The sequence below is a fragment of the Streptococcus mitis genome (assembly GCF_047464945.1).
Classification (GTDB): Bacteria; Bacillota; Bacilli; order Lactobacillales; family Streptococcaceae; genus Streptococcus; species Streptococcus mitis_EA.
This window is the reverse complement of record NZ_JASHAX010000009.1, coordinates 20,773-38,722: the sequence shown is the minus strand read 5'-3', so window position 1 is coordinate 38,722 and position 17,950 is coordinate 20,773. Positions and strand designations below refer to the sequence as shown.

Sequence of the window (17,950 nt, the reverse complement as noted above, 5' to 3'; positions counted from 1 at the left end):
AAGGTAACTCCTTTTTGTTGTTGATAACCACATCTATCTATTTTTAATAGACAGGCTACGCAGTACAATGCGTAAGGTTGTTAGATTATGTAAGATAGAAAGATTTGAAGGGCTGAGCCAATTAAACAAGCCAAAGCCAATCAAACTACTATTTACGACAACGGTATCTTGAATATTCTTCTTGATGAGTGTTTGCAAAGATGATGATAGCGAATCCAACTCTTGGAAGAAATCCAAACGATTATCTAACAATAAGATATCACTCATCTGCTTAGAAATATCTGCACTCTCATTCATCACCACACCGATATCTGATAGGGTTAGAGCCGCTGAGTCATTCAATCCATCCCCAACCATCAAAATAGTGTGACCTGCTTTCTGCAGTTCCTCTACTAACTCAAATTTCCCATCAGGTTTCAAGTCTGTATAGACCTGATCAAAGGGCAAATCTTTGACTAATTCCTCTGTTCTAACCAAGGTGTCCCCTGTTGCCAGAATCAATTTTTTCCCTTGTGCCTTAAGTTTCTCCAAGGCTGCCTTAGCTTCTTTTCTCAAAGGAGTATGGATGCAGAACATTCCAATTAATTCATTCTGGTAGGCTAAGAATAAGAGATTGTAGTGACTCTTGTACTCTTCAATTAAAGCATTTTGCTCCGAACTGATATGAATTTGCTCATCCTGCATCAAAACATAATTCCCAATAAAAACTGGTTGGCCATCAATATGTGATTTGATCCCCTTGCTTGCGATATATTGGAGTTTCCCATGCATTTCCTCATGTTCAATCCCCTCTATCTCAGCTTGCTTGACAATGGCATTAGCAATAGGATGATAAATGTGTTCCTCAAGACAGGCACTGATTCTGAGAATATCTTCCTCGCTATAATCCCCAAAAGGTAACACCTTTTCAACTATAGGATAGCTAGTTGTGATTGTTCCTGTCTTATCAAACAAGAAAGTGTCAACTTCCAGATATTTCTCTAGAACATCTCCATCCTTAATCACCATTTCACGGTTCAACCCTTCTTTGATAGCTGTCAAATAAGCTACAGGAGTAGAGATTTTCAAAGCGCAGGAGAAATCGACCAATAGGAATGAAATAGCCTTAGAAAAAGAACCTGTTAATAGGTAAGTCAGACCAGCCCCCAAGAAATTATATTTGACGACCTTGTCCGCCATTTTGATGAAATAGCGTTGTTTCGTTTTCTTGTTTTCTTCAGATTTCTTCATCAACTCAATCAGCTGTAAAATACGGCTGTTCATCTGATTATCGGTTACACGAATGCGTAGCTCCCCAGTCTCCAAGACTGTATTTGCACAAACCGAATCAGACTCTCTTTTTTCAACTGGAAAACTCTCTCCCGTCAAGGAACTTTCGTTGACCATACCTAGACCTGAAACTACTTGTCCATCAAACAGAATTTCATTTCCTTGAGATAGGACCAAGACATCTCCGATTTGAACATCGGAACTCTTGATACTAACGACCGTATCGCCCTGTACTAAGAATACATCGCTCTCTTTTGCAAGAAGACTCTGTTCTAAATCTGTTGCAGTTTTTTTCAAGGACCACTGATCTAAATGATTCCCCAAATCAAGCATAAACATGATGTTGCTGGCAGTCTTGGATTGGTTCATAAACAAAGACAATAAAATAGCCGAACAGTCCAAGACTTCCATCGTTAGTTCCTTACGCGCTAGTGTTTGATAGGCTTCTTTAACATATCCAAAGGCCTGATAACAAGTCCATATATAGCGAATAGGAGACGGCACAAGACTACGAAAAAGCACACGCTTAATCGCTGCACCTGAAACGATAGAATAAGCACTCTCTTCTCTACGAACAGGAAGAGTCATCAACTCAGAAACTTTCCCTTTATCAATTCTTTTTAAAAAGGCTTCTGCATTGTCTAATACGGAGAAGCCTTCTTTTATACGTAGAGTAAAGTGCTGTTGATCCATGTAAAACTGGATAGACTCAATTCCCTTCTCATCTCTCGCCAAGGAACGAAGATAGTCTTGAATATCCAAGGTAAGTGAAAAAGAAGATGATAGTCGGATATGTTGATATCCTCTATATAGCACTTTAAAAGACATATTATTCTCCTATAAGGCTATCTAATTGCTCTTCTTTTTTCTCTTGCTCGTACAAATATTTGGCATCTTGCAAGACATCATCTCCATGTTGCTTCACAACAGAAACAGATGCATCTAGCTCGTCTTTCAACTTGTAAGCCTTAGCCAAAGCTTTAGAATAGCCTTTTTTAGCTTCCTTACTTGCTAAGATTTTCAAACCAAGGGTACCAAATGCGACACCACCCAAAAAGAGTGATGATTTTTTCGCAACTTTTGCAACGGTTAGTACTTCTTTTAACATACTTATTTCCTCCTTATCATTATTATATAGCAATTTAGATATAAAAGCAATTTCATTTTATAAATTGGAGAATTATACTCAATGAAAATCAAAGAGCAAACTAGGAAACTAGCCGCAGGTTGCTCAAAGCACTGCTTTGAGGTTGTAGATAGAACTGACGAAGTCAGTAACCATACCTACGGCAAGGCGACGTTGACGTGGTTTGAAGAGATTTTCGAAGAGTATTAGTTTTATTTCTACTGAATCTCCCATCTACTTATTCCTAAAGTTGCTTTCATTTGCCTCTTTTGATACACTTAAACTATGAATACAAATCTCAAACCTAAACTCCAGCGTTTTGCTTCTGCGACTGCCTTTGCCTGTCCTATCTGCCAAGAAAATCTAGCTCTGGTAGAGAGCAGCCTCAAATGTAGCAATCGCCATTCTTTTGACTTGGCTAAATTTGGCTATGTCAATCTGGCACCTCAAATCAATCAATCTGCCAACTACGACAAGGAAAACTTTCAAAACCGGCAACAAATCCTAGAAGCCGGCTTTTACCAAGCTATCTTAGAGGCCGTCTCTGATTTACTTTCAAACTCAAAAAATGCCAAAACAATTTTAGATATCGGTTGTGGCGAAGGATTCTATTCTCGCAAACTACAAGAAAGTCACCCTGAAAAAACCTTCTATGCCTTTGACATTTCAAAAGATTCAGTCCAAATCGCTGCCAAGAGTGAACCAAACTGGGCAGTCAATTGGTTCGTTGGCGAGCTAGCTCGTCTTCCTATAAAAGACGCCAGCATGGATATCTTACTTGATATCTTTTCCCCTGCCAATTACGGAGAATTTCGTCGCGTTTTATCCAAAGACGGTATCTTGATAAAGGTTATTCCAACTGAAAATCACCTCAAGGAAATCCGTCAGAAGGTACAAAACCAGCTGACAAACAAGGACTATTCCAACCAAGATATCAAAAATCATTTCCAAAACAACTTCACTATCTTATCCAGTAAAACTGCCTCACTAACCAAGCCTATCACAGCAGAGCAGCTCCAATCCCTACTCAGTATGACTCCTCTCCTCTTTCACATCGACCAGAGCAAGATTGACTGGAGCCAACTGACAGAGATTACCATTGAAGCAGAGATTCTGGTTGGGAAAACATTCTAAACTAGACTTCCCAAAGGTATAAAACTTACCGAAAATCCTCAATATTACAAAAACGCATAAGGACAGGTACTCAAAAACCTTAATCTTATGCGTTTTGTTATGCAAAAATCACTGGAGTTTCTATACACATTAAGTGGAAATCTTTGAAACCAGTTCTTTTAATAACCATTGAATACCATATACTACATTTGCCCCAAATATGATATAGGCCGTATAAATCAAGTATTTCGATTTCTCCCGCCTCAAAGAATAGATCTTGTACAAAATAGATAAATTTAAAATAATAAATAACAGAGACAAAATCTTCCCTCCAAAATCAATCATAAAAGTAGGCAGTCAAGCATAGTTCTAATCTTTATTTTCGATTCGAAATTACAAACTTATCAATGAACAATAAGTGATATAAGGCCAGTACCAGACCCCAAACGCTACCACGAAAAGAGAATTCTTGATGATTGAGAGGAAACAAATCATGGTTACCAATATAGAGGCATGTCAAAATAACAAATAAAATCCAAAATAAATCCGTCCATTTATATTTTGAAAAATATTTTTTCCACATAAAAACACCTTCTTTCCTACAATCATATTATAATACTTTATGTAAGCGAATACAAGAAATATGAGGTAAACAACTACGAAGAAGCATGAGGTTGAAAGAGAGTGTTAAACCGCTTTCTCTTCTTTTAAGACAAGATTGACCCAAATCCACAGCTTTCAAAAAAAGCGAATTTCAATCGAAACTCGCTTTTTTTACAAAATGTATTAGTATAAATTTGTATCTTAGTTCAAGTGCCAGATATCTTCGTTATACTGAGCGATTGTACGGTCAGATGAGAAGAATCCTGCTTTAGAAATGTTAACGATAACTTTATCCAACCATGCGTCACGGTCTTCGTAGTCAGCCAACATTTGTTCTTTAACCTTGATGTAGTCTTCCAAGTCAAGAAGAGTCATGAACCAGTCTTTGTTGATCAATTCATTGTAAAGACGTTCCAAGCGCTCTTTGTTTCCAGCTGCAAGAACTGCATCGCTAACGATGAAGTCAACCAATGGTTTGATAGCTTCACGAGCGTAGAATTCGCTTGATTTGTAAGCTGCTTTTGCGTAAAGGTCGATAACAGTTTCTGAATCTTCACCAAAGATGTAGATGTTTTCGTCGCCAACCAACTCAGCGATTTCCACGTTAGCTCCGTCCATAGTACCAAGAGTCAAAGCTCCGTTCAACATGAATTTCATGTTACCAGTACCTGAAGCTTCTTTAGAAGCAAGTGAGATTTGTTCTGAGATATCACATGCTGGGATAAGGAAGCTTGCTGCAGTAACGTTGTAGTTTTCAACCATAACAACTTGCAAGTGTGGAGCTACTGCTGGATCGTTAGCAATCACTTCTGACATGCAAAGAATCAAGTGGATAATGTCTTGAGCGATTGTGTAGGCTGGAGCTGCTTTACCACCAAATAAAATTGTGATTGGACGAGCAGGGATGTTACCAGCTTTGATGTCAAGGTATTTGTGGATCACGTACAAAGCGTTCATTTGTTGACGTTTGTACTCGTGAAGACGTTTGATTTGGATATCAAAGATAGAGTTTGGATTGATTTCTACACCTTGGTGTTCTTTCAAGTGACGAGCCAATTTACGTTTGTTGTGAGCCTTGATGCTTTCCAATTTTTCTTTGACAGCTGCTTTGTCTTCATAAGACAAGAGTTTTTCAAGCTCATCTGCTTCATGGTGCCAACCTTCTCCAAGAATCTCATCCAAGTAGTGAGACAATCGTGGGTTAGCATGCATGAGCCAACGACGGAAAGTAATACCGTTTGTTTTGTTGTTGAATTTTTCTGGGTAAAGGTCGTAGAAGGCTTTCAACTCAGAGTTCTTCAAGATTTCAGTGTGGAGTGCCGCTACCCCGTTAACACTGTATCCGTAGTGGATATCCATGTGAGCCATGTGAACACGTCCGCTCTCATCGATAATTTGAACAGCTGGATCTTTGTATTCTGCTTTCACGCGACGGTCCAATTCTTCGATGATTGGTACCAAGTGAGGAACCACTTCTTGCAAGAATTCAAGAGGCCATTTTTCAAGGGCTTCAGCAAGGATTGTGTGGTTAGTGTAGGCAGTCATGCTACGAACGATTGAGATTGCTTCGTCAAGCTCGATACCACGTGCAGTCAAAAGACGGATCAATTCAGGGATAACCATTGATGGGTGAGTATCGTTGATTTGTACAACTGCGTAATCAGCAAGGTCATGCAAGTTGCTTCCTTTTTCGATTGCTTCGTCGATGATCAATTGCGCACCGTTTGAAACCATGAAGTATTGTTGGAAGATACGGAGCAATTCACCTTGACGGTCACTATCATCTGGGTAAAGGAAGAGAGTCAAGTTGCGAGCGATATCTGTCTTGTCAAAGTTGATACCATCTTTAATAATAGAAGAATCAACTGAATCCAAGTCAAACAAACGCAAGCGGTTTTTAGTTGCTGTTTCATAACCAGTAACATCAATATCGTAAAGAGTTGATGTCAAAGTAAAGTCTGCAAATGGTACTTGGTAGCTACGGCTTGAGCGAACCAACCAGTTTTGCTCTGTCAACCATGCATTTGGAATTGTTTCTTGTTGGTTGTTTTTAAGAACTTGTTGGAAAAGACCAAAGTGGTAGTTAAGACCAACACCGTCACCATTCAAACCAAGAGTCGCAATTGAGTCGATAAAGCAGGCAGCCAAACGTCCCAAACCACCATTACCAAGAGATGGTTCCAATTCAACTTCTTCAACTTCGATCAAGTCTTTACCTGCAGCAGCAAGTTCTTTTTTGACATCGTCGTAAAGACCAAGGTTGATCAAGTTGTTTGACAAGAGTTTACCAATCAAGAACTCAGCTGAGATATAGTAAACTTTCTTTTTACCAGTGTTGACTGGTTTTTGGCTGCTTGCAAGTTTGCTGTAGTTAAGAAGAGCAAGGTAAAGCTCTTCATTGCTACATTCTGCAATGGTTTTATTGTAACGATTTTGTACAAATTCTTGTAGTGATAACATGTTTAAGGTGTCTCCTGATATTGTATTATTTCTTTAATTCTACCAAATTTTCATTAATTCGTCGATAGATTGTTGTCAAGTCAAGCAAACCTTCCTCGACAGCTGGTGTCAATTGCTCTTCAGTCATACGCCAAGACCAGTTTCCACCAAGGGTAGATGGGAAGTTCATACGAGCTGTCTCATCCAATTCTAGCAAATCTTGCATAGTTGCAATTGCCATGAAGCTAACTGATGAAAAGACTGTACGAAGCATAGCGTGTGGAACTGTTTCGTATTCTTTACGGTTAGTGTAGCGAGCCATGTACTCACGAGTCGCATCATCAATCTCGTTACGGTACCAACCAAGGACCGTGTTGTTATCGTGAGTTCCTGTGTACATAACTGAGTTAGCAGGTGCCAAATGTGGGCTATCGATGCTTTCGTCTTCTGGGTTGAAGGCAAATTGAAGAATCTTCATTCCTGGGAAGCCAGTACGTTCACGCAATTCGATAACTTCATCAGTCATGAAGCCAAGGTCTTCAGCGATGATATTTAGCTCACCAAGTTCTTCCTTAACGGCTGCAAAAAGCTTGTATCCTGGACCTTTCACCCACTCACCAGGTGCTGCTGTATCGGAACCAGCAGGGATTTCCCAGTAAGATTCGAAACCACGGAAGTGGTCGATACGAACGATATCGTAGATTTTGAAGCTTTCACGCAAGCGTTCAATCCACCATTTGTAGCCGTCTTTATCCATTGCTTCCCAGTCATAGATTGGGTTACCCCAAAGCTGACCAGTTGCAGAAAACTCATCGGGTGGGCATCCTGCGATACAAGTTGCCTTACCGTTGACATCTGTTTTGAAGAGATGTGGATTTGCCCACATATCGCTTGAATCTTCCGCTACGTAGATTGGCATGTCCCCAACGATTTCGATGTGGTTGTCGTTAGCGTAAGCTTTCAATTTCAACCATTGTTGGAAGAAGAAGTATTGAGTCACACGGTGGTAAACCAACTTGTCTGCCAATTGCTCACGGTAGCTTTCAAGCGCTGAAGCTTTACGAGCACGAGCATCAGCATCTGGCCATTCAGTCCAAGCAAGATTTTCAAAATGCTCTTTGATAGCCATATACTCAGCAAAGAGCTCAAGCCATGATTGGTTGTCTTGAGCAAATTCCTCAAAATCTTTAACATCTCCAACTTCAAAGAAACGTTTCACCGCTTTTTCTAAAAGAGGACGACGTGCATAGTAAATCTTAGCATAGTCAACTTCAGACGGATCGCTACCAAAGTCAACTCCTTCAAGGTCACTTGCTTCCAACAAACCTTGCTCCACCAAGATATCCAAATCGATAAAATGAGTGTTCCCTGCGAAGGCTGAGAAAGACTGGTAAGGAGAATCCCCGTAACTAGTTGTTCCTAATGGAAGGATTTGCCAGTAACGTTGTTTTGTGCGAACCAAGAAATCAACGAAGTCGTAAGCACTTTGACCAAACGATCCGATTCCGTAGGCTCCTGGGAGAGAAGAGATGTGCATCAACACACCACTTTGACGTTTTTTCATAAACAACACCTCGTGTATTTGTAGTTTAAATTTTCATTTTTGGGCGCAAACGTTTGCGTTATGATAAGTATACTTTATTTTTGGAATAATTGCAAGCGTTTTTAAAAAACTTTTTGATTATTTTTTTAAAAAAACTTGTCCTTCTTTATGTATACATATACATTTTTCTTTTCTATTTACAAAATCTTCTTCAACTATAAATAGAAGGCTCAACTTAGCCTACTTTTGGTCTAGAGCAATTTATTTTTTTGTTCAAAATTTAGGCAATCGTTTCCCTAAATAATTTCAGTAAAATCATGAAAATATATTTTCCGACTTTTCTTCTATTATAAACAAATAAAACGCTTACCGTTCTCGTGAAATTTTTTTAAAATTTTTACAAAAAACACTTGCAACCGTTTTCTATTTGTGTTATACTAATGCCATAAAGGAAAACGTTTGCGTTTGCCTCATTAATAAAATTTGTTATTCTTTAGGAGGAATACACTATGTCATCTAAATTCATGAAGAGCGCTGCTGTTCTTGGAACTGTTACACTTGCTAGCTTGCTCTTGGTAGCTTGCGGAAGCAAACCAGCTGAAAAAGCTGCTGATGCTGGCTCATCTGCAGGGAAAGAAATTACTCTTTACGTTGAAGACCAATATAAAGCTTACGCCGAAACAGTTGCTAAAGCTTATGAAAAAGAATCAGGAACAAAAGTTAACATCAAATCTGGTGACCAACTTGGTGGACTTGACAAACTTGCTCTTGACAACCAATCAGGTCAAGCTGCTGACGTTATGATGGCACCATACGACCGCGTAGGTAGCCTTGGAACTGACGGACAACTTTCAGAAGTTAAAGTAAGCGACGGCGCTAAAGCAGATGATAAAACTAAATCTCTTGTAACAGCTGCTGACGGTAAAGTTTACGGTGCTCCTGCCGTTATCGAGTCACTTGTGATGTACTACAACAAAGACTTGGTAAAAGAAGCTCCAAAGACTTTTGCTGACTTGGAAAACCTTGCTAAAGATAGCAAATATGCCTTCGCTGGAGAAGATGGAAAAACTTCTGCTTTCCTAGCTGACTGGACAAACTTCTACTATGCATACGGACTTCTTGCTGGTAACGGCGCTTACGTATTTGGACAAAACGGTAAAGACGCTAAAGACATCGGTCTTGCAAACGACGGTTCTATTGCAGGTATCAACTACGCTAAATCTTGGTATGAAAAATGGCCTAAAGGTATGCAAGATGGTACAGCTGCTGGAAACTTAATCCAAACTCAATTCCAAGAAGGTAAAACAGCTGCTATCATTGATGGTCCTTGGAAAGCTCAAGCCTTCAAAGATGCTAAAGTAAACTACGGTGTTGCAACTATCCCAACTCTTCCAAACGGAAAAGACTACGCAGCATTCGGTGGTGGTAAAGCTTGGATCATCCCATCAAGCACTAAGAACCTTGAAGCTGCACAAAAATTTGTAGACTTCCTTGTTTCAACTGAACAACAAAAAGCCTTCTACGATAAAACTAACGAAATCCCAGCTAACACTGAAGCTCGTTCATACGCTGAAGGTAAAAATGATGAGTTGACAACAGCTGTTATCAAACAGTTCAAGAACGCTCAACCAATGCCAAACATCTCTCAAATGTCTGCAGTTTGGGAACCAGCTGCTAACATGCTCTTTGACTCTGTAAGTGGTAAGAAAGACGCTAAAACAGCTGCTAACGATGCTGTAACATTGATCAAAGAAACAATCAAACAAAAATTTGGTGAATAAAAAATTTGTTCAAGGGGGGTGGAAATCAAATCCCCCTTTGAATTTATCAATAGAAAAACATATATAGTTTAGGTTTTTGATTAGAAACCAGTATCCTATGAAAGGAGTTATTATGGAAAAGCAACAACCTAGTAAAGCAGCCCTGCTGTCTATCATTCCTGGGTTAGGACAGATTTACAATAAACAAAAAGCCAAAGGTTTTATCTTCCTTGGTGTCACTCTTGTTTTTGTCCTTTATTTCCTAGCACTTGCAGCCCCTGAATTGAGCAATTTAATTACTCTTGGTGACAAACCTGGTCGTGATAATTCCCTCTTTATGCTGATTCGTGGTGCCTTCCATTTAATCTTTGTAGTCGTTTATGTGCTCTTTTATTTCTCAAATATTAAAGATGCACATACAACTGCCAAACACATTAACAATGGCATACCAGTAGCACTTACCTTTAAAGAAATGGTCAAAGGAATCTATGAAAATGGCTTCCCTTACCTTTTAATTATCCCATCATATGTAGCTATGACATTTGCAATCATCTTCCCAGTTATTGTAACCTTGATGATTGCCTTTACAAACTACGACTTCCAACACTTACCTCCTAACAAATTGTTGGACTGGGTTGGCTTAACTAACTTTACAAATATCTGGAGTTTGAGTACCTTCCGTTCTGCCTTTGGTGCCGTTCTTTCTTGGACCATCATCTGGGCTTTGGCTGCCTCAACTTTACAGATTGTTATCGGTATCTTCACAGCTATTATTGCTAACCAACCATTTATCAAAGGAAAACGTATCTTTGGTGTTATTTTCCTTCTTCCTTGGGCTGTCCCAGCCTTCATCACTATCTTGACATTCTCAAACATGTTTAATGATAGTGTTGGTGCTATCAACACTCAAGTATTGCCAATCTTGGCTAAATTCCTTCCTTTCCTTGATGGTGCTCTTATTCCTTGGAAAACAGACCCAACTTGGACTAAGATTGCCTTGATTATGATGCAAGGTTGGCTTGGATTCCCATACATTTACGTTTTAACTTTGGGTATCTTGCAATCTATTCCAAATGATCTTTACGAAGCAGCTTATATTGACGGTGCCAATGCTTGGCAAAAATTCCGCAACATCACTTTCCCAATGATTTTGGCTGTTGCGGCACCTACATTGATCAGCCAATACACCTTCAACTTTAACAACTTCTCTATCATGTACCTCTTCAATGCTGGTGGACCTGGTAGTGTCGGAGGTGGAGCTGGTTCAACTGACATCTTGATCTCATGGATTTACCGTTTGACTACAGGTACATCTCCTCAATACTCTATGGCGGCAGCTGTTACCTTGATTATCTCTATCATTGTTATCTCTATTTCTATGATTGCATTCAAGAAACTACACGCATTTGATATGGAGGACGTCTAAGATGAATAACTCAATCAAACTCAAACGTAGACTGACTCAAGCCCTTACTTACTTCTACTTGATCGGACTATCAATCGTGATTATCTATCCACTTTTGATTACCATTATGTCTGCTTTCAAGACTGGTAATGTGGTAGCCTTTAAGTTAGATAGCAACGTTGACTTTAGCTTTGCTAACTTCCAAGGACTCTTCTCTGAAACACTATACGGCACTTGGTACCTCAATACTTTGATTATTGCCTTGGTAACTATGGCTGTTCAAACAAGTATCATCGTCCTTGCTGGTTATGCATATAGCCGCTACAACTTCATCGCTCGTAAACAAAGTTTGGTCTTCTTCTTGATTATCCAAATGGTGCCAACCATGGCTGCCTTAACTGCCTTCTTTGTTATGGCCCTTATGTTGAACGCTCTTAACCACAGTTGGTTCCTTATCTTCCTGTATGTAGGTGGAGGTATTCCGATGAATGCCTGGCTTATGAAAGGCTACTTTGATACAGTTCCAATGTCTCTCGACGAATCTGCAAAACTAGATGGTGCAGGACACTTCCGTCGCTTCTGGCAGATTGTTCTACCTCTTGTTCGCCCAATGGTAGCTGTACAAGCTCTCTGGGCCTTCATGGGACCTTTCGGGGATTACATCCTCTCTAGTTTCTTGCTTCGTGAGAAAGAATACTTTACTGTTGCCGTTGGTCTCCAAACCTTCGTTAACAATGCAAAAAACATGAAGATTGCCTACTTCTCAGCAGGTGCTATCCTCATTGCCCTTCCAATCTGTATTCTCTTCTTCTTCCTACAAAAGAACTTTGTTTCAGGACTTACAAGTGGTGGCGACAAGGGATAATTTATCCCCGCCACCCTTTTTCTTTTAGAACTGCAGCATACTATTATGCTATAAAAAAGGAGCTTTCGCACAAGCAATTTGTCTCCTAGACTTGAAATAAAGCACATTTCTCTATATAATAATACTCATATAGAAAACACCTTTTAGAAAGATACAAATGCTTCCATATCCATTTTCATATTTTTCAAGTATTTGGGGATTTCGTAAGCCCCTTACCAAACGTTTTGGGCTTAACTGGTTTCAACTAATATTTACCAGTATCTTCCTCATTAGCTTGTCTATGGTTCCAATTGCCATTCAAAACAGCTCCCAGGAAACCTATCCATTAGATACCTTTATCGACAATGTATACACACCATTAACCGATGAAGCAATCAAGGATTTATCAGAACATGTAGAAATCGTGGAGGGGAAACTGACCTATTCGGGGACTAAAAACAAGCAACCTTCTCTCTTGATTGACTCTAGTCAAAGCAAGGAGTTGCCAAAAGACTTACAACTACATTTTGGTCGGGAGGAGCTTGTTATCAGTAAAGAAGGAAAAGAACTCACCCGCATTCGTTACCAGGCTATTCAAACTGAGAGCTTTAAAAGTAAGGAAAGCTTGACCCAAGCTATTTCTAAAGACTGGTACCAGCAAAATAGAGTCTATATCAGTCTCTTTCTCGTTCTTGGTGCTAGCTTCCTATTCGGACTCAACTTTTTTATAGTCTCTCTTGGAGCCAGTCTTCTTCTTTACATCACAAAAAAATCACGCCTCTTTTCCTTTAAAACCTTTAAAGAGTGCTACCATTTTATCTTGAACTGTTTAGGATTACCAACTCTGATTACCCTTGTTTTAGGGTTATTTGGTCAAAATATGACAACCCTCATCACTGTACAAAACATTCTTTTTGTTCTTTATCTGGTCACTATTTTTTATAAAACCTACTTCCGTGATCCAGATTACCATAAATAGGAGATTTTTATGCCCGTTACGATTAAAGATGTGGCTAAGGCTGCAGGTGTTTCACCTTCAACCGTAACCCGTGTTATTCAAAACAAATCAACCATTAGCGACGAAACGAAAAAACGCGTTCGCAAGGCTATGAAGGAGCTCAACTACCACCCCAACCTCAATGCTCGTAGCTTAGTGAGCAGCTATACTCAGGTTATCGGATTGGTGCTTCCTGACGACTCAGATGCCTTCTATCAAAACCCTTTCTTCCCATCTGTTCTCCGTGGTATTGCCCAAGTCGCCTCTGAAAACCACTATGCCATTCAGATTGCGACAGGTAAAGATGCCAAAGAGCGTCTTAAAGCCATTTCTCAGATGGTCTATGGTAAGCGTGTAGATGGTTTGATTTTCCTCTATGCTGAAGAAGAAGATCCCCTGGTCAAACTGGTTGCTGATGAGCAGTTCCCCTTCCTCATATTAGGGAAATCTATTTCACCTTTTATTCCTCTTGTCGATAATGACAATGTCCAAGCTGGTTTTGATGCGGCCGAATACTTCATTAAAAAAGGTTGCAAGCGAATTGCCTTTATCGGAGGTGCCAAGAAACTCTTTGTTACTCAAGACCGTTTTTCAGGATACGAATCAGCCCTCAAGCAACACCAACTTCCTCTTGATAGCAATCTGACTTACTTTGCGACAGAATTTCTTGAAGAAGAAGGTTATCAATTTAGTAAACACCTCTTCGAGCATGACACAAAAATCGATGCCATTATCACAACTGATAGTCTCCTAGCTGAAGGGGTCTGTGATTACATCGCAAAACACCAACTGGATGTTCCTGTCCTCAGCTTCGACTCGGTCAATCCCAAGCTCAACTTGGCAGCCTATATCGATATCAATAGCTTGGAACTCGGTCGTGTTTCCCTTGAAACCATTCTCCAGATTATCAACGATGCTAAAAGCAATAAACAAATTTGCTACCGCCAGTTGATTGCTCACAAAATTATCGAAAAATAAAAACCAGCTCGAGCTGGTTTTTTTGATTATTAATTATCTGTTTCAACGAACCGTCCCAGAATATGAACATTCTCAGATACAGAGACAAAGGCACTTGGATCAACTTGTTTCATAATGAGTTTAAATTCATTAAACTCTGCACGCGTAATGACAGTAATTAAAACTGCCTTTCTTTCGTGATTATAAGTTCCTTCTGCATCGTGGATCATGGTTGCGCCGCGGTGTAATTTTTTATGGATTTTTTCAATTACCTTGTCTGGATGATTGGTCACAATCATGGCCTGCATGCGTTTTTGCTTGGTAAAGACCGCATCTGTCACTCGGCTAGAGACAAAGATAGTAATCATCGAGTAAAGGGCATACTTCCATCCAAAGGTCAAACCTGCTATCAGCATGATAGTCCCATTTACCAAGAAAGAAATACTACCAACATTCTTACCCGTTTTCTTGCGAATGGTCAAGCTGACGATATCCGTCCCGCCGCTGGAGATATTGTTGCGAAGAGCGAAACCAATCCCCAAGCCCATGACAACACCCCCAAAAAGGGCATTGATAATGGGATCCTCCGTCAAGGTCGCCACAGGGACAAACTGGATAAATAAGGAACTCATGGACACCGTGATAAAGGTAAAGACGGTAAACTTATGGCCAATCTGATACCAAGCTAAAACCATCAAAGGAAAATTAATAGCATAGAAAGCCAATGAAATCGGAATATGAAAACCAAACCAGTAATTACTCAAGGCAGAGATAATCTGTGCCAGACCTGTCGCACCACTCGAATACACATGCCCTGGTTGGAAAAAGAAATTGACCGCCACTGCTGATAAAAATCCATAGACCAGAGAGGCCGAAATCTTCTCATCGTATTTTTCACGAGAGATGCTTTGTAAGACACGTAAAATTTTTATCTGATAAGCAAAGCGGCGCAGATAATAGCGCCACCGCTTAATTCGTTTTGCTTGTTTCATCTTCTTCTACTTGTAAGCTGAGTTCCTCTAGTTGTTTTAGAGCTACTGTTGAAGGAGCTTGTGTCATTGGATCAGTTGCCTTGTTATTCTTAGGGAAGGCAATGACTTCACGGATATTTTCTTCTCCTGCTAAGAGCATGACAAATCGGTCAAGCCCGATAGCCAAGCCACCGTGTGGTGGGAAACCATAGTCCATGGCCTCAAGAAGGAAGCCAAACTGGTCATTTGCTTCTTCGGCTGAGAAACCAAGAGCCTTGAACATGCGTTCTTGAAGGTCTTTTTGATTGATACGAAGGCTACCACCACCAAGCTCATAACCGTTCAAGACGATATCGTAAGCAATGGCACGAACCTTAGCCAAATCACCTTCTAATTCGTGAACTGTCTCTTCCTGTGGAAGTGTGAATGGATGGTGGGCGCTCATGTAGCGACCTTCTTCTTCAGACCATTCAAACATTGGCCAGTCAACCACCCAAAGGAAGTTGAATTTATCATTGTCAATCAAACCAAGCTCTTTGGCAATACGTCCACGAAGGGCACCAAGAGTTGCATTGGCCACTTCAAGCGTATCCGCCACAAAGAGAACCAAATCCTTATCCTCAAGTGCAAGCGCTGCTGTCAATTCTGCTTGAATGCCAGTCAAGAACTTAGCAACTGGTCCGTTTAATTCTCCATCCACAACCTTGACCCAAGCAAGTCCTTTGGCACCGTACTGTTTGGCTACTTCCGTCATCTTGTCGATGTCTTTACGTGAATAGTTGTCCGCAGCGCCTTTGACCACAATGGCTTTTACAGCAGGTGCTTCTGAAAAGACTTTGAAGTCAACACCTTTGACCACTTCTGTCAAGTCTTGAAGCAACATGTCAAAACGCGTATCTGGCTTGTCAGAACCATAAAGAGCCATAGCATCATCGTATTTCATACGAGGGAATGGAAGCGTTACTTCGATGCCTTTAGTTTCCTTCATCACGCGCGCAATCAAGCCTTCTGTGATATCTTGGATTTCTTGCTCAGTAAGGAAAGATGTTTCCAAGTCGACCTGGGTAAACTCAGGCTGGCGGTCTCCACGTAAGTCCTCGTCACGGAAACATTTAACGATTTGGTAGTAACGGTCAAAACCAGCATTCATCAAGAGCTGTTTCGTGATTTGTGGACTTTGTGGAAGAGCGTAGAAATGCCCTCTATTAACACGAGATGGCACCAAATAGTCACGCGCCCCTTCAGGAGTTGACTTAGAAAGGAATGGTGTCTCCACGTCGATAAACTCCAACTCATCCAAGTAGTTGCGGATAGAGTGGGTCACCTTAGCACGAAGTTTAAGATTTTCCAACATTTCTGGACGACGAAGGTCAAGGTAACGGTAACGCAAACGTGTATCGTCATTAGCCTCAATACCATCCTTAATCTCAAATGGTGTTGTCTTAGCTGTATTAAGCACTGTCAGAGCTGTCACGTTTAACTCAACTGCACCAGTTGGTAACTTATCATTGGCTTGCTCACGCGCAGCGACCTGTCCAGTCACCTCGATAACAAATTCACTACGAAGGCTTTCAGCTGTTGCCATAACCTCTGCAGAAACTTTTTCAGGGTTGATAACCAACTGCATGATTCCTTCACGGTCACGAAGGTCGATAAAGATCAAACCACCAAGGTCACGACGACGGCCAACCCATCCTTTCAAGGTCATTTCTTGTCCGATGTGTTCCTCACGAACACGACCAGCATACATACTACGTTTCATTGTTTCTCTCCTCTTTTATTCTGTTACTATTTTACCATAAAAGCGCAGGCTCTTCATGAAAATCAGCAGAAAAGTTTGCCTGTCTTTAAAAATCAAGTGGAGGCCCTAAAAATTAACGCTAATACTCTTCGAAAATCTCTTCACACCACGTCAACTTCATCTCCAACCTCAAAGCTGTGCTTTGAGCAACCTGCGGCTTGCTTCCTAGTTTGCTCTTTGATTTTCATTGAGTATAATACAAAAATCCGATGAACTTCACCGGACTCTTTTATTTTGAATTTTTGCCTGCTTTACGCTTTTCAGCGATTTCAGCCGCTTTTCTCGGCAAGACAATTTCCGTTGTATAAGCTGTCCCAAAACGCCAGATACCGGCAATAGGGGCAAAGACCACTGCTAGATGGCTATAAAAGAAATCGCCCTTAAAGGCATAAGCTAGCGCCCCAATGATGAAAAATAGAACGACTGCTTGAATCACTGCTAATAAAATTACTCGTTTCATGTGACCTCCTGACTCTATTATAGCATGAGAATCATCAAAAAGCTGACTAAATTATTCAAAGCATGTAGTGAAATACTGTAAGCGAGCCCCTTTCTACTAATATAAGCCAAGCCAAAGCTAAAACCAAGGCTAAAATAGACTAAAAATTGTTGCACATCACTTGGGAAATGACCTAAGGCAAACAAAACACTAGATACCAGAAGGAAAATCAGAGTTTGTTTACTATTGTCCTGCTTAGGAAAGAAATAGCGTGCCAACATCCCTCTAAAGATAAGTTCTTCCGTCAAAGGAGCAAAAATAACCGTAGCAAAGAAGGAGAATAGTGGTTGAGACAAGGCCAAATCTGTCACCATTTGCTGATTTACTGAAGGATCATCAGGCAGGAAGAATTGAACGACAAGAGCTAAGAACCAAACCAAGGCAGGAAGCCAAATAAATCGGTTGAAGCCACTCTTCTCAATATGAACAGGAGCTTTCTGATACCATTTGTAAATACCGTACACATAAACTCCAGCCAAGGCCACATAGAGTAAGGTAACAGCATAGGGGGAAGCGCCTAAGGCAAGAGACGTAGTCGCGAGCCCCTGAATGAAGCCATAGATGAATAAAAAGGATAGAATGGCTAGAAGAAACCAGCCGAGGTTTTTAAGTAGTTTCATAAA

Annotated in this window: 16 protein-coding genes; 7 read left to right on the top strand and 9 right to left on the bottom strand. The window is 40.4% G+C overall.

All coding sequences use genetic code 11. The features are described from left to right. Positions 1 to 33 precede the first annotated feature (33 nt). Together QM424_RS08745 and QM424_RS08740 are read right to left on the bottom strand one after the other, a co-directional pair. On the bottom strand, positions 34 to 2,097 hold the full coding sequence (locus tag QM424_RS08745) for a heavy metal translocating P-type ATPase (RefSeq protein ID WP_414394270.1): 2,064 nt from the start codon (positions 2,095 to 2,097) through the stop codon (positions 34 to 36). A gap of 1 nt (position 2,098) precedes the next feature. Continuing rightward, positions 2,099 to 2,377 carry a DUF6110 family protein gene (locus tag QM424_RS08740; RefSeq protein WP_000910909.1) on the bottom strand — a complete coding sequence of 93 codons (279 nt, stop codon included), beginning with the start codon at positions 2,375 to 2,377 and terminating at the stop codon, positions 2,099 to 2,101. An 81-nt stretch (positions 2,378 to 2,458) separates the two neighbouring features. On the opposite strand from QM424_RS08740, the gene QM424_RS08735 reads away from it, so the two are divergent. Together QM424_RS08735 and QM424_RS08730 are read left to right on the top strand one after the other, a co-directional pair. Continuing rightward, positions 2,459 to 2,605 carry a hypothetical protein gene (locus tag QM424_RS08735; RefSeq protein ID WP_023941542.1) on the top strand — a complete coding sequence of 49 codons (147 nt, stop codon included), beginning with the start codon at positions 2,459 to 2,461 and terminating at the stop codon, positions 2,603 to 2,605. 75 nt (positions 2,606 to 2,680) lie between these two features. After that, complete coding sequence (locus tag QM424_RS08730) at positions 2,681 to 3,529, top strand: putative RNA methyltransferase (protein ID WP_414394268.1); 849 nt, start codon at positions 2,681 to 2,683, stop codon at positions 3,527 to 3,529. Between the two features lie 355 nt (positions 3,530 to 3,884). Here the strand turns inward: QM424_RS08730 and QM424_RS08725 are convergent, their stop codons facing one another. The 3 genes from QM424_RS08725 to malQ all read right to left on the bottom strand — a co-directional run bounded on the left by QM424_RS08725 (position 3,885) and on the right by malQ (position 8,114). Further along, entirely contained in the window at positions 3,885 to 4,091 is a 207-nt protein-coding gene (locus QM424_RS08725; protein ID WP_033675785.1) for a hypothetical protein, read from the bottom strand. A 221-nt stretch (positions 4,092 to 4,312) separates the two neighbouring features. Next, positions 4,313 to 6,571, bottom strand: a complete 2,259-nt coding sequence (gene glgP, locus QM424_RS08720; protein ID WP_000950168.1) for a glycogen/starch/alpha-glucan family phosphorylase — start codon at positions 6,569 to 6,571, stop codon at positions 4,313 to 4,315. Positions 6,572 to 6,596: 25 nt separating this feature from the next. Then, positions 6,597 to 8,114 carry a 4-alpha-glucanotransferase gene (gene malQ, locus QM424_RS08715; RefSeq protein WP_414394266.1) on the bottom strand — a complete coding sequence of 506 codons (1,518 nt, stop codon included), beginning with the start codon at positions 8,112 to 8,114 and terminating at the stop codon, positions 6,597 to 6,599. A 488-nt stretch (positions 8,115 to 8,602) separates the two neighbouring features. Here malQ and QM424_RS08710 point away from each other — a divergent pair, with 488 nt between their 5' ends. The 5 genes from QM424_RS08710 to QM424_RS08690 all read left to right on the top strand — a co-directional run bounded on the left by QM424_RS08710 (position 8,603) and on the right by QM424_RS08690 (position 14,077). After that, positions 8,603 to 9,874, top strand: coding sequence for an extracellular solute-binding protein (locus QM424_RS08710; RefSeq protein WP_414394264.1), 1,272 nt, complete (start codon positions 8,603 to 8,605; stop codon positions 9,872 to 9,874). Positions 9,875 to 9,986: 112 nt separating this feature from the next. Then, positions 9,987 to 11,279 carry a carbohydrate ABC transporter permease gene (locus QM424_RS08705; RefSeq protein ID WP_414394262.1) on the top strand — a complete coding sequence of 431 codons (1,293 nt, stop codon included), beginning with the start codon at positions 9,987 to 9,989 and terminating at the stop codon, positions 11,277 to 11,279. A gap of 1 nt (position 11,280) precedes the next feature. Then, positions 11,281 to 12,123: a sugar ABC transporter permease gene (locus tag QM424_RS08700; RefSeq protein ID WP_295498312.1), complete on the top strand. Its 843-nt coding sequence runs from the start codon at positions 11,281 to 11,283 to the stop codon at positions 12,121 to 12,123. Between the two features lie 157 nt (positions 12,124 to 12,280). Continuing rightward, positions 12,281 to 13,081 (top strand): DUF1189 domain-containing protein, encoded by an 801-nt coding sequence (locus QM424_RS08695; RefSeq protein ID WP_414394260.1) that lies wholly within the window; start codon positions 12,281 to 12,283, stop codon positions 13,079 to 13,081. A 9-nt stretch (positions 13,082 to 13,090) separates the two neighbouring features. Continuing rightward, entirely contained in the window at positions 13,091 to 14,077 is a 987-nt protein-coding gene (locus tag QM424_RS08690; protein ID WP_414394258.1) for a LacI family DNA-binding transcriptional regulator, read from the top strand. A gap of 29 nt (positions 14,078 to 14,106) precedes the next feature. On the opposite strand, the gene QM424_RS08685 is transcribed toward QM424_RS08690, so the two are convergent. From QM424_RS08685 to QM424_RS08670, 4 genes are all read right to left on the bottom strand, one after another. Beyond that, positions 14,107 to 15,048 carry a YitT family protein gene (locus tag QM424_RS08685; RefSeq protein WP_414394256.1) on the bottom strand — a complete coding sequence of 314 codons (942 nt, stop codon included), beginning with the start codon at positions 15,046 to 15,048 and terminating at the stop codon, positions 14,107 to 14,109. Further along, positions 15,026 to 16,789: an aspartate--tRNA ligase gene (gene aspS / locus QM424_RS08680; protein WP_414394254.1), complete on the bottom strand. Its 1,764-nt coding sequence runs from the start codon at positions 16,787 to 16,789 to the stop codon at positions 15,026 to 15,028. The genes QM424_RS08685 and aspS overlap by 23 nt, the downstream gene beginning before the upstream one ends. A gap of 268 nt (positions 16,790 to 17,057) precedes the next feature. Next, positions 17,058 to 17,288 carry a hypothetical protein gene (locus QM424_RS08675; protein WP_033682917.1) on the bottom strand — a complete coding sequence of 77 codons (231 nt, stop codon included), beginning with the start codon at positions 17,286 to 17,288 and terminating at the stop codon, positions 17,058 to 17,060. Between the two features lie 17 nt (positions 17,289 to 17,305). Continuing rightward, positions 17,306 to 17,947, bottom strand: coding sequence for a type II CAAX endopeptidase family protein (locus QM424_RS08670; RefSeq protein WP_261024529.1), 642 nt, complete (start codon positions 17,945 to 17,947; stop codon positions 17,306 to 17,308). Between the last annotated feature and the right edge of the window lie 3 nt (positions 17,948 to 17,950).

Excerpts from the sequence above, each read along its gene's own strand:
- QM424_RS08745 (WP_414394270.1), bottom strand. The coding sequence starts at position 2,097 with ATGTCTTTTAAAGTGCTATATAGAGGATATCAACATATCCGACTATCA.
- QM424_RS08740 (WP_000910909.1), bottom strand. The coding sequence starts at position 2,377 with ATGTTAAAAGAAGTACTAACCGTTGCAAAAGTTGCGAAAAAATCATCA.
- QM424_RS08735 (WP_023941542.1), top strand. The coding sequence starts at position 2,459 with ATGAAAATCAAAGAGCAAACTAGGAAACTAGCCGCAGGTTGCTCAAAG.
- QM424_RS08730 (WP_414394268.1), top strand. The coding sequence starts at position 2,681 with ATGAATACAAATCTCAAACCTAAACTCCAGCGTTTTGCTTCTGCGACT.
- QM424_RS08725 (WP_033675785.1), bottom strand. The coding sequence starts at position 4,091 with ATGTGGAAAAAATATTTTTCAAAATATAAATGGACGGATTTATTTTGG.
- glgP (WP_000950168.1), bottom strand. The coding sequence starts at position 6,571 with ATGTTATCACTACAAGAATTTGTACAAAATCGTTACAATAAAACCATT.
- malQ (WP_414394266.1), bottom strand. The coding sequence starts at position 8,114 with ATGAAAAAACGTCAAAGTGGTGTGTTGATGCACATCTCTTCTCTCCCA.
- QM424_RS08710 (WP_414394264.1), top strand. The coding sequence starts at position 8,603 with ATGTCATCTAAATTCATGAAGAGCGCTGCTGTTCTTGGAACTGTTACA.
- QM424_RS08705 (WP_414394262.1), top strand. The coding sequence starts at position 9,987 with ATGGAAAAGCAACAACCTAGTAAAGCAGCCCTGCTGTCTATCATTCCT.
- QM424_RS08700 (WP_295498312.1), top strand. The coding sequence starts at position 11,281 with ATGAATAACTCAATCAAACTCAAACGTAGACTGACTCAAGCCCTTACT.
- QM424_RS08695 (WP_414394260.1), top strand. The coding sequence starts at position 12,281 with ATGCTTCCATATCCATTTTCATATTTTTCAAGTATTTGGGGATTTCGT.
- QM424_RS08690 (WP_414394258.1), top strand. The coding sequence starts at position 13,091 with ATGCCCGTTACGATTAAAGATGTGGCTAAGGCTGCAGGTGTTTCACCT.
- QM424_RS08685 (WP_414394256.1), bottom strand. The coding sequence starts at position 15,048 with ATGAAACAAGCAAAACGAATTAAGCGGTGGCGCTATTATCTGCGCCGC.
- aspS (WP_414394254.1), bottom strand. The coding sequence starts at position 16,789 with ATGAAACGTAGTATGTATGCTGGTCGTGTTCGTGAGGAACACATCGGA.
- QM424_RS08675 (WP_033682917.1), bottom strand. The coding sequence starts at position 17,288 with ATGAAACGAGTAATTTTATTAGCAGTGATTCAAGCAGTCGTTCTATTT.
- QM424_RS08670 (WP_261024529.1), bottom strand. The coding sequence starts at position 17,947 with ATGAAACTACTTAAAAACCTCGGCTGGTTTCTTCTAGCCATTCTATCC.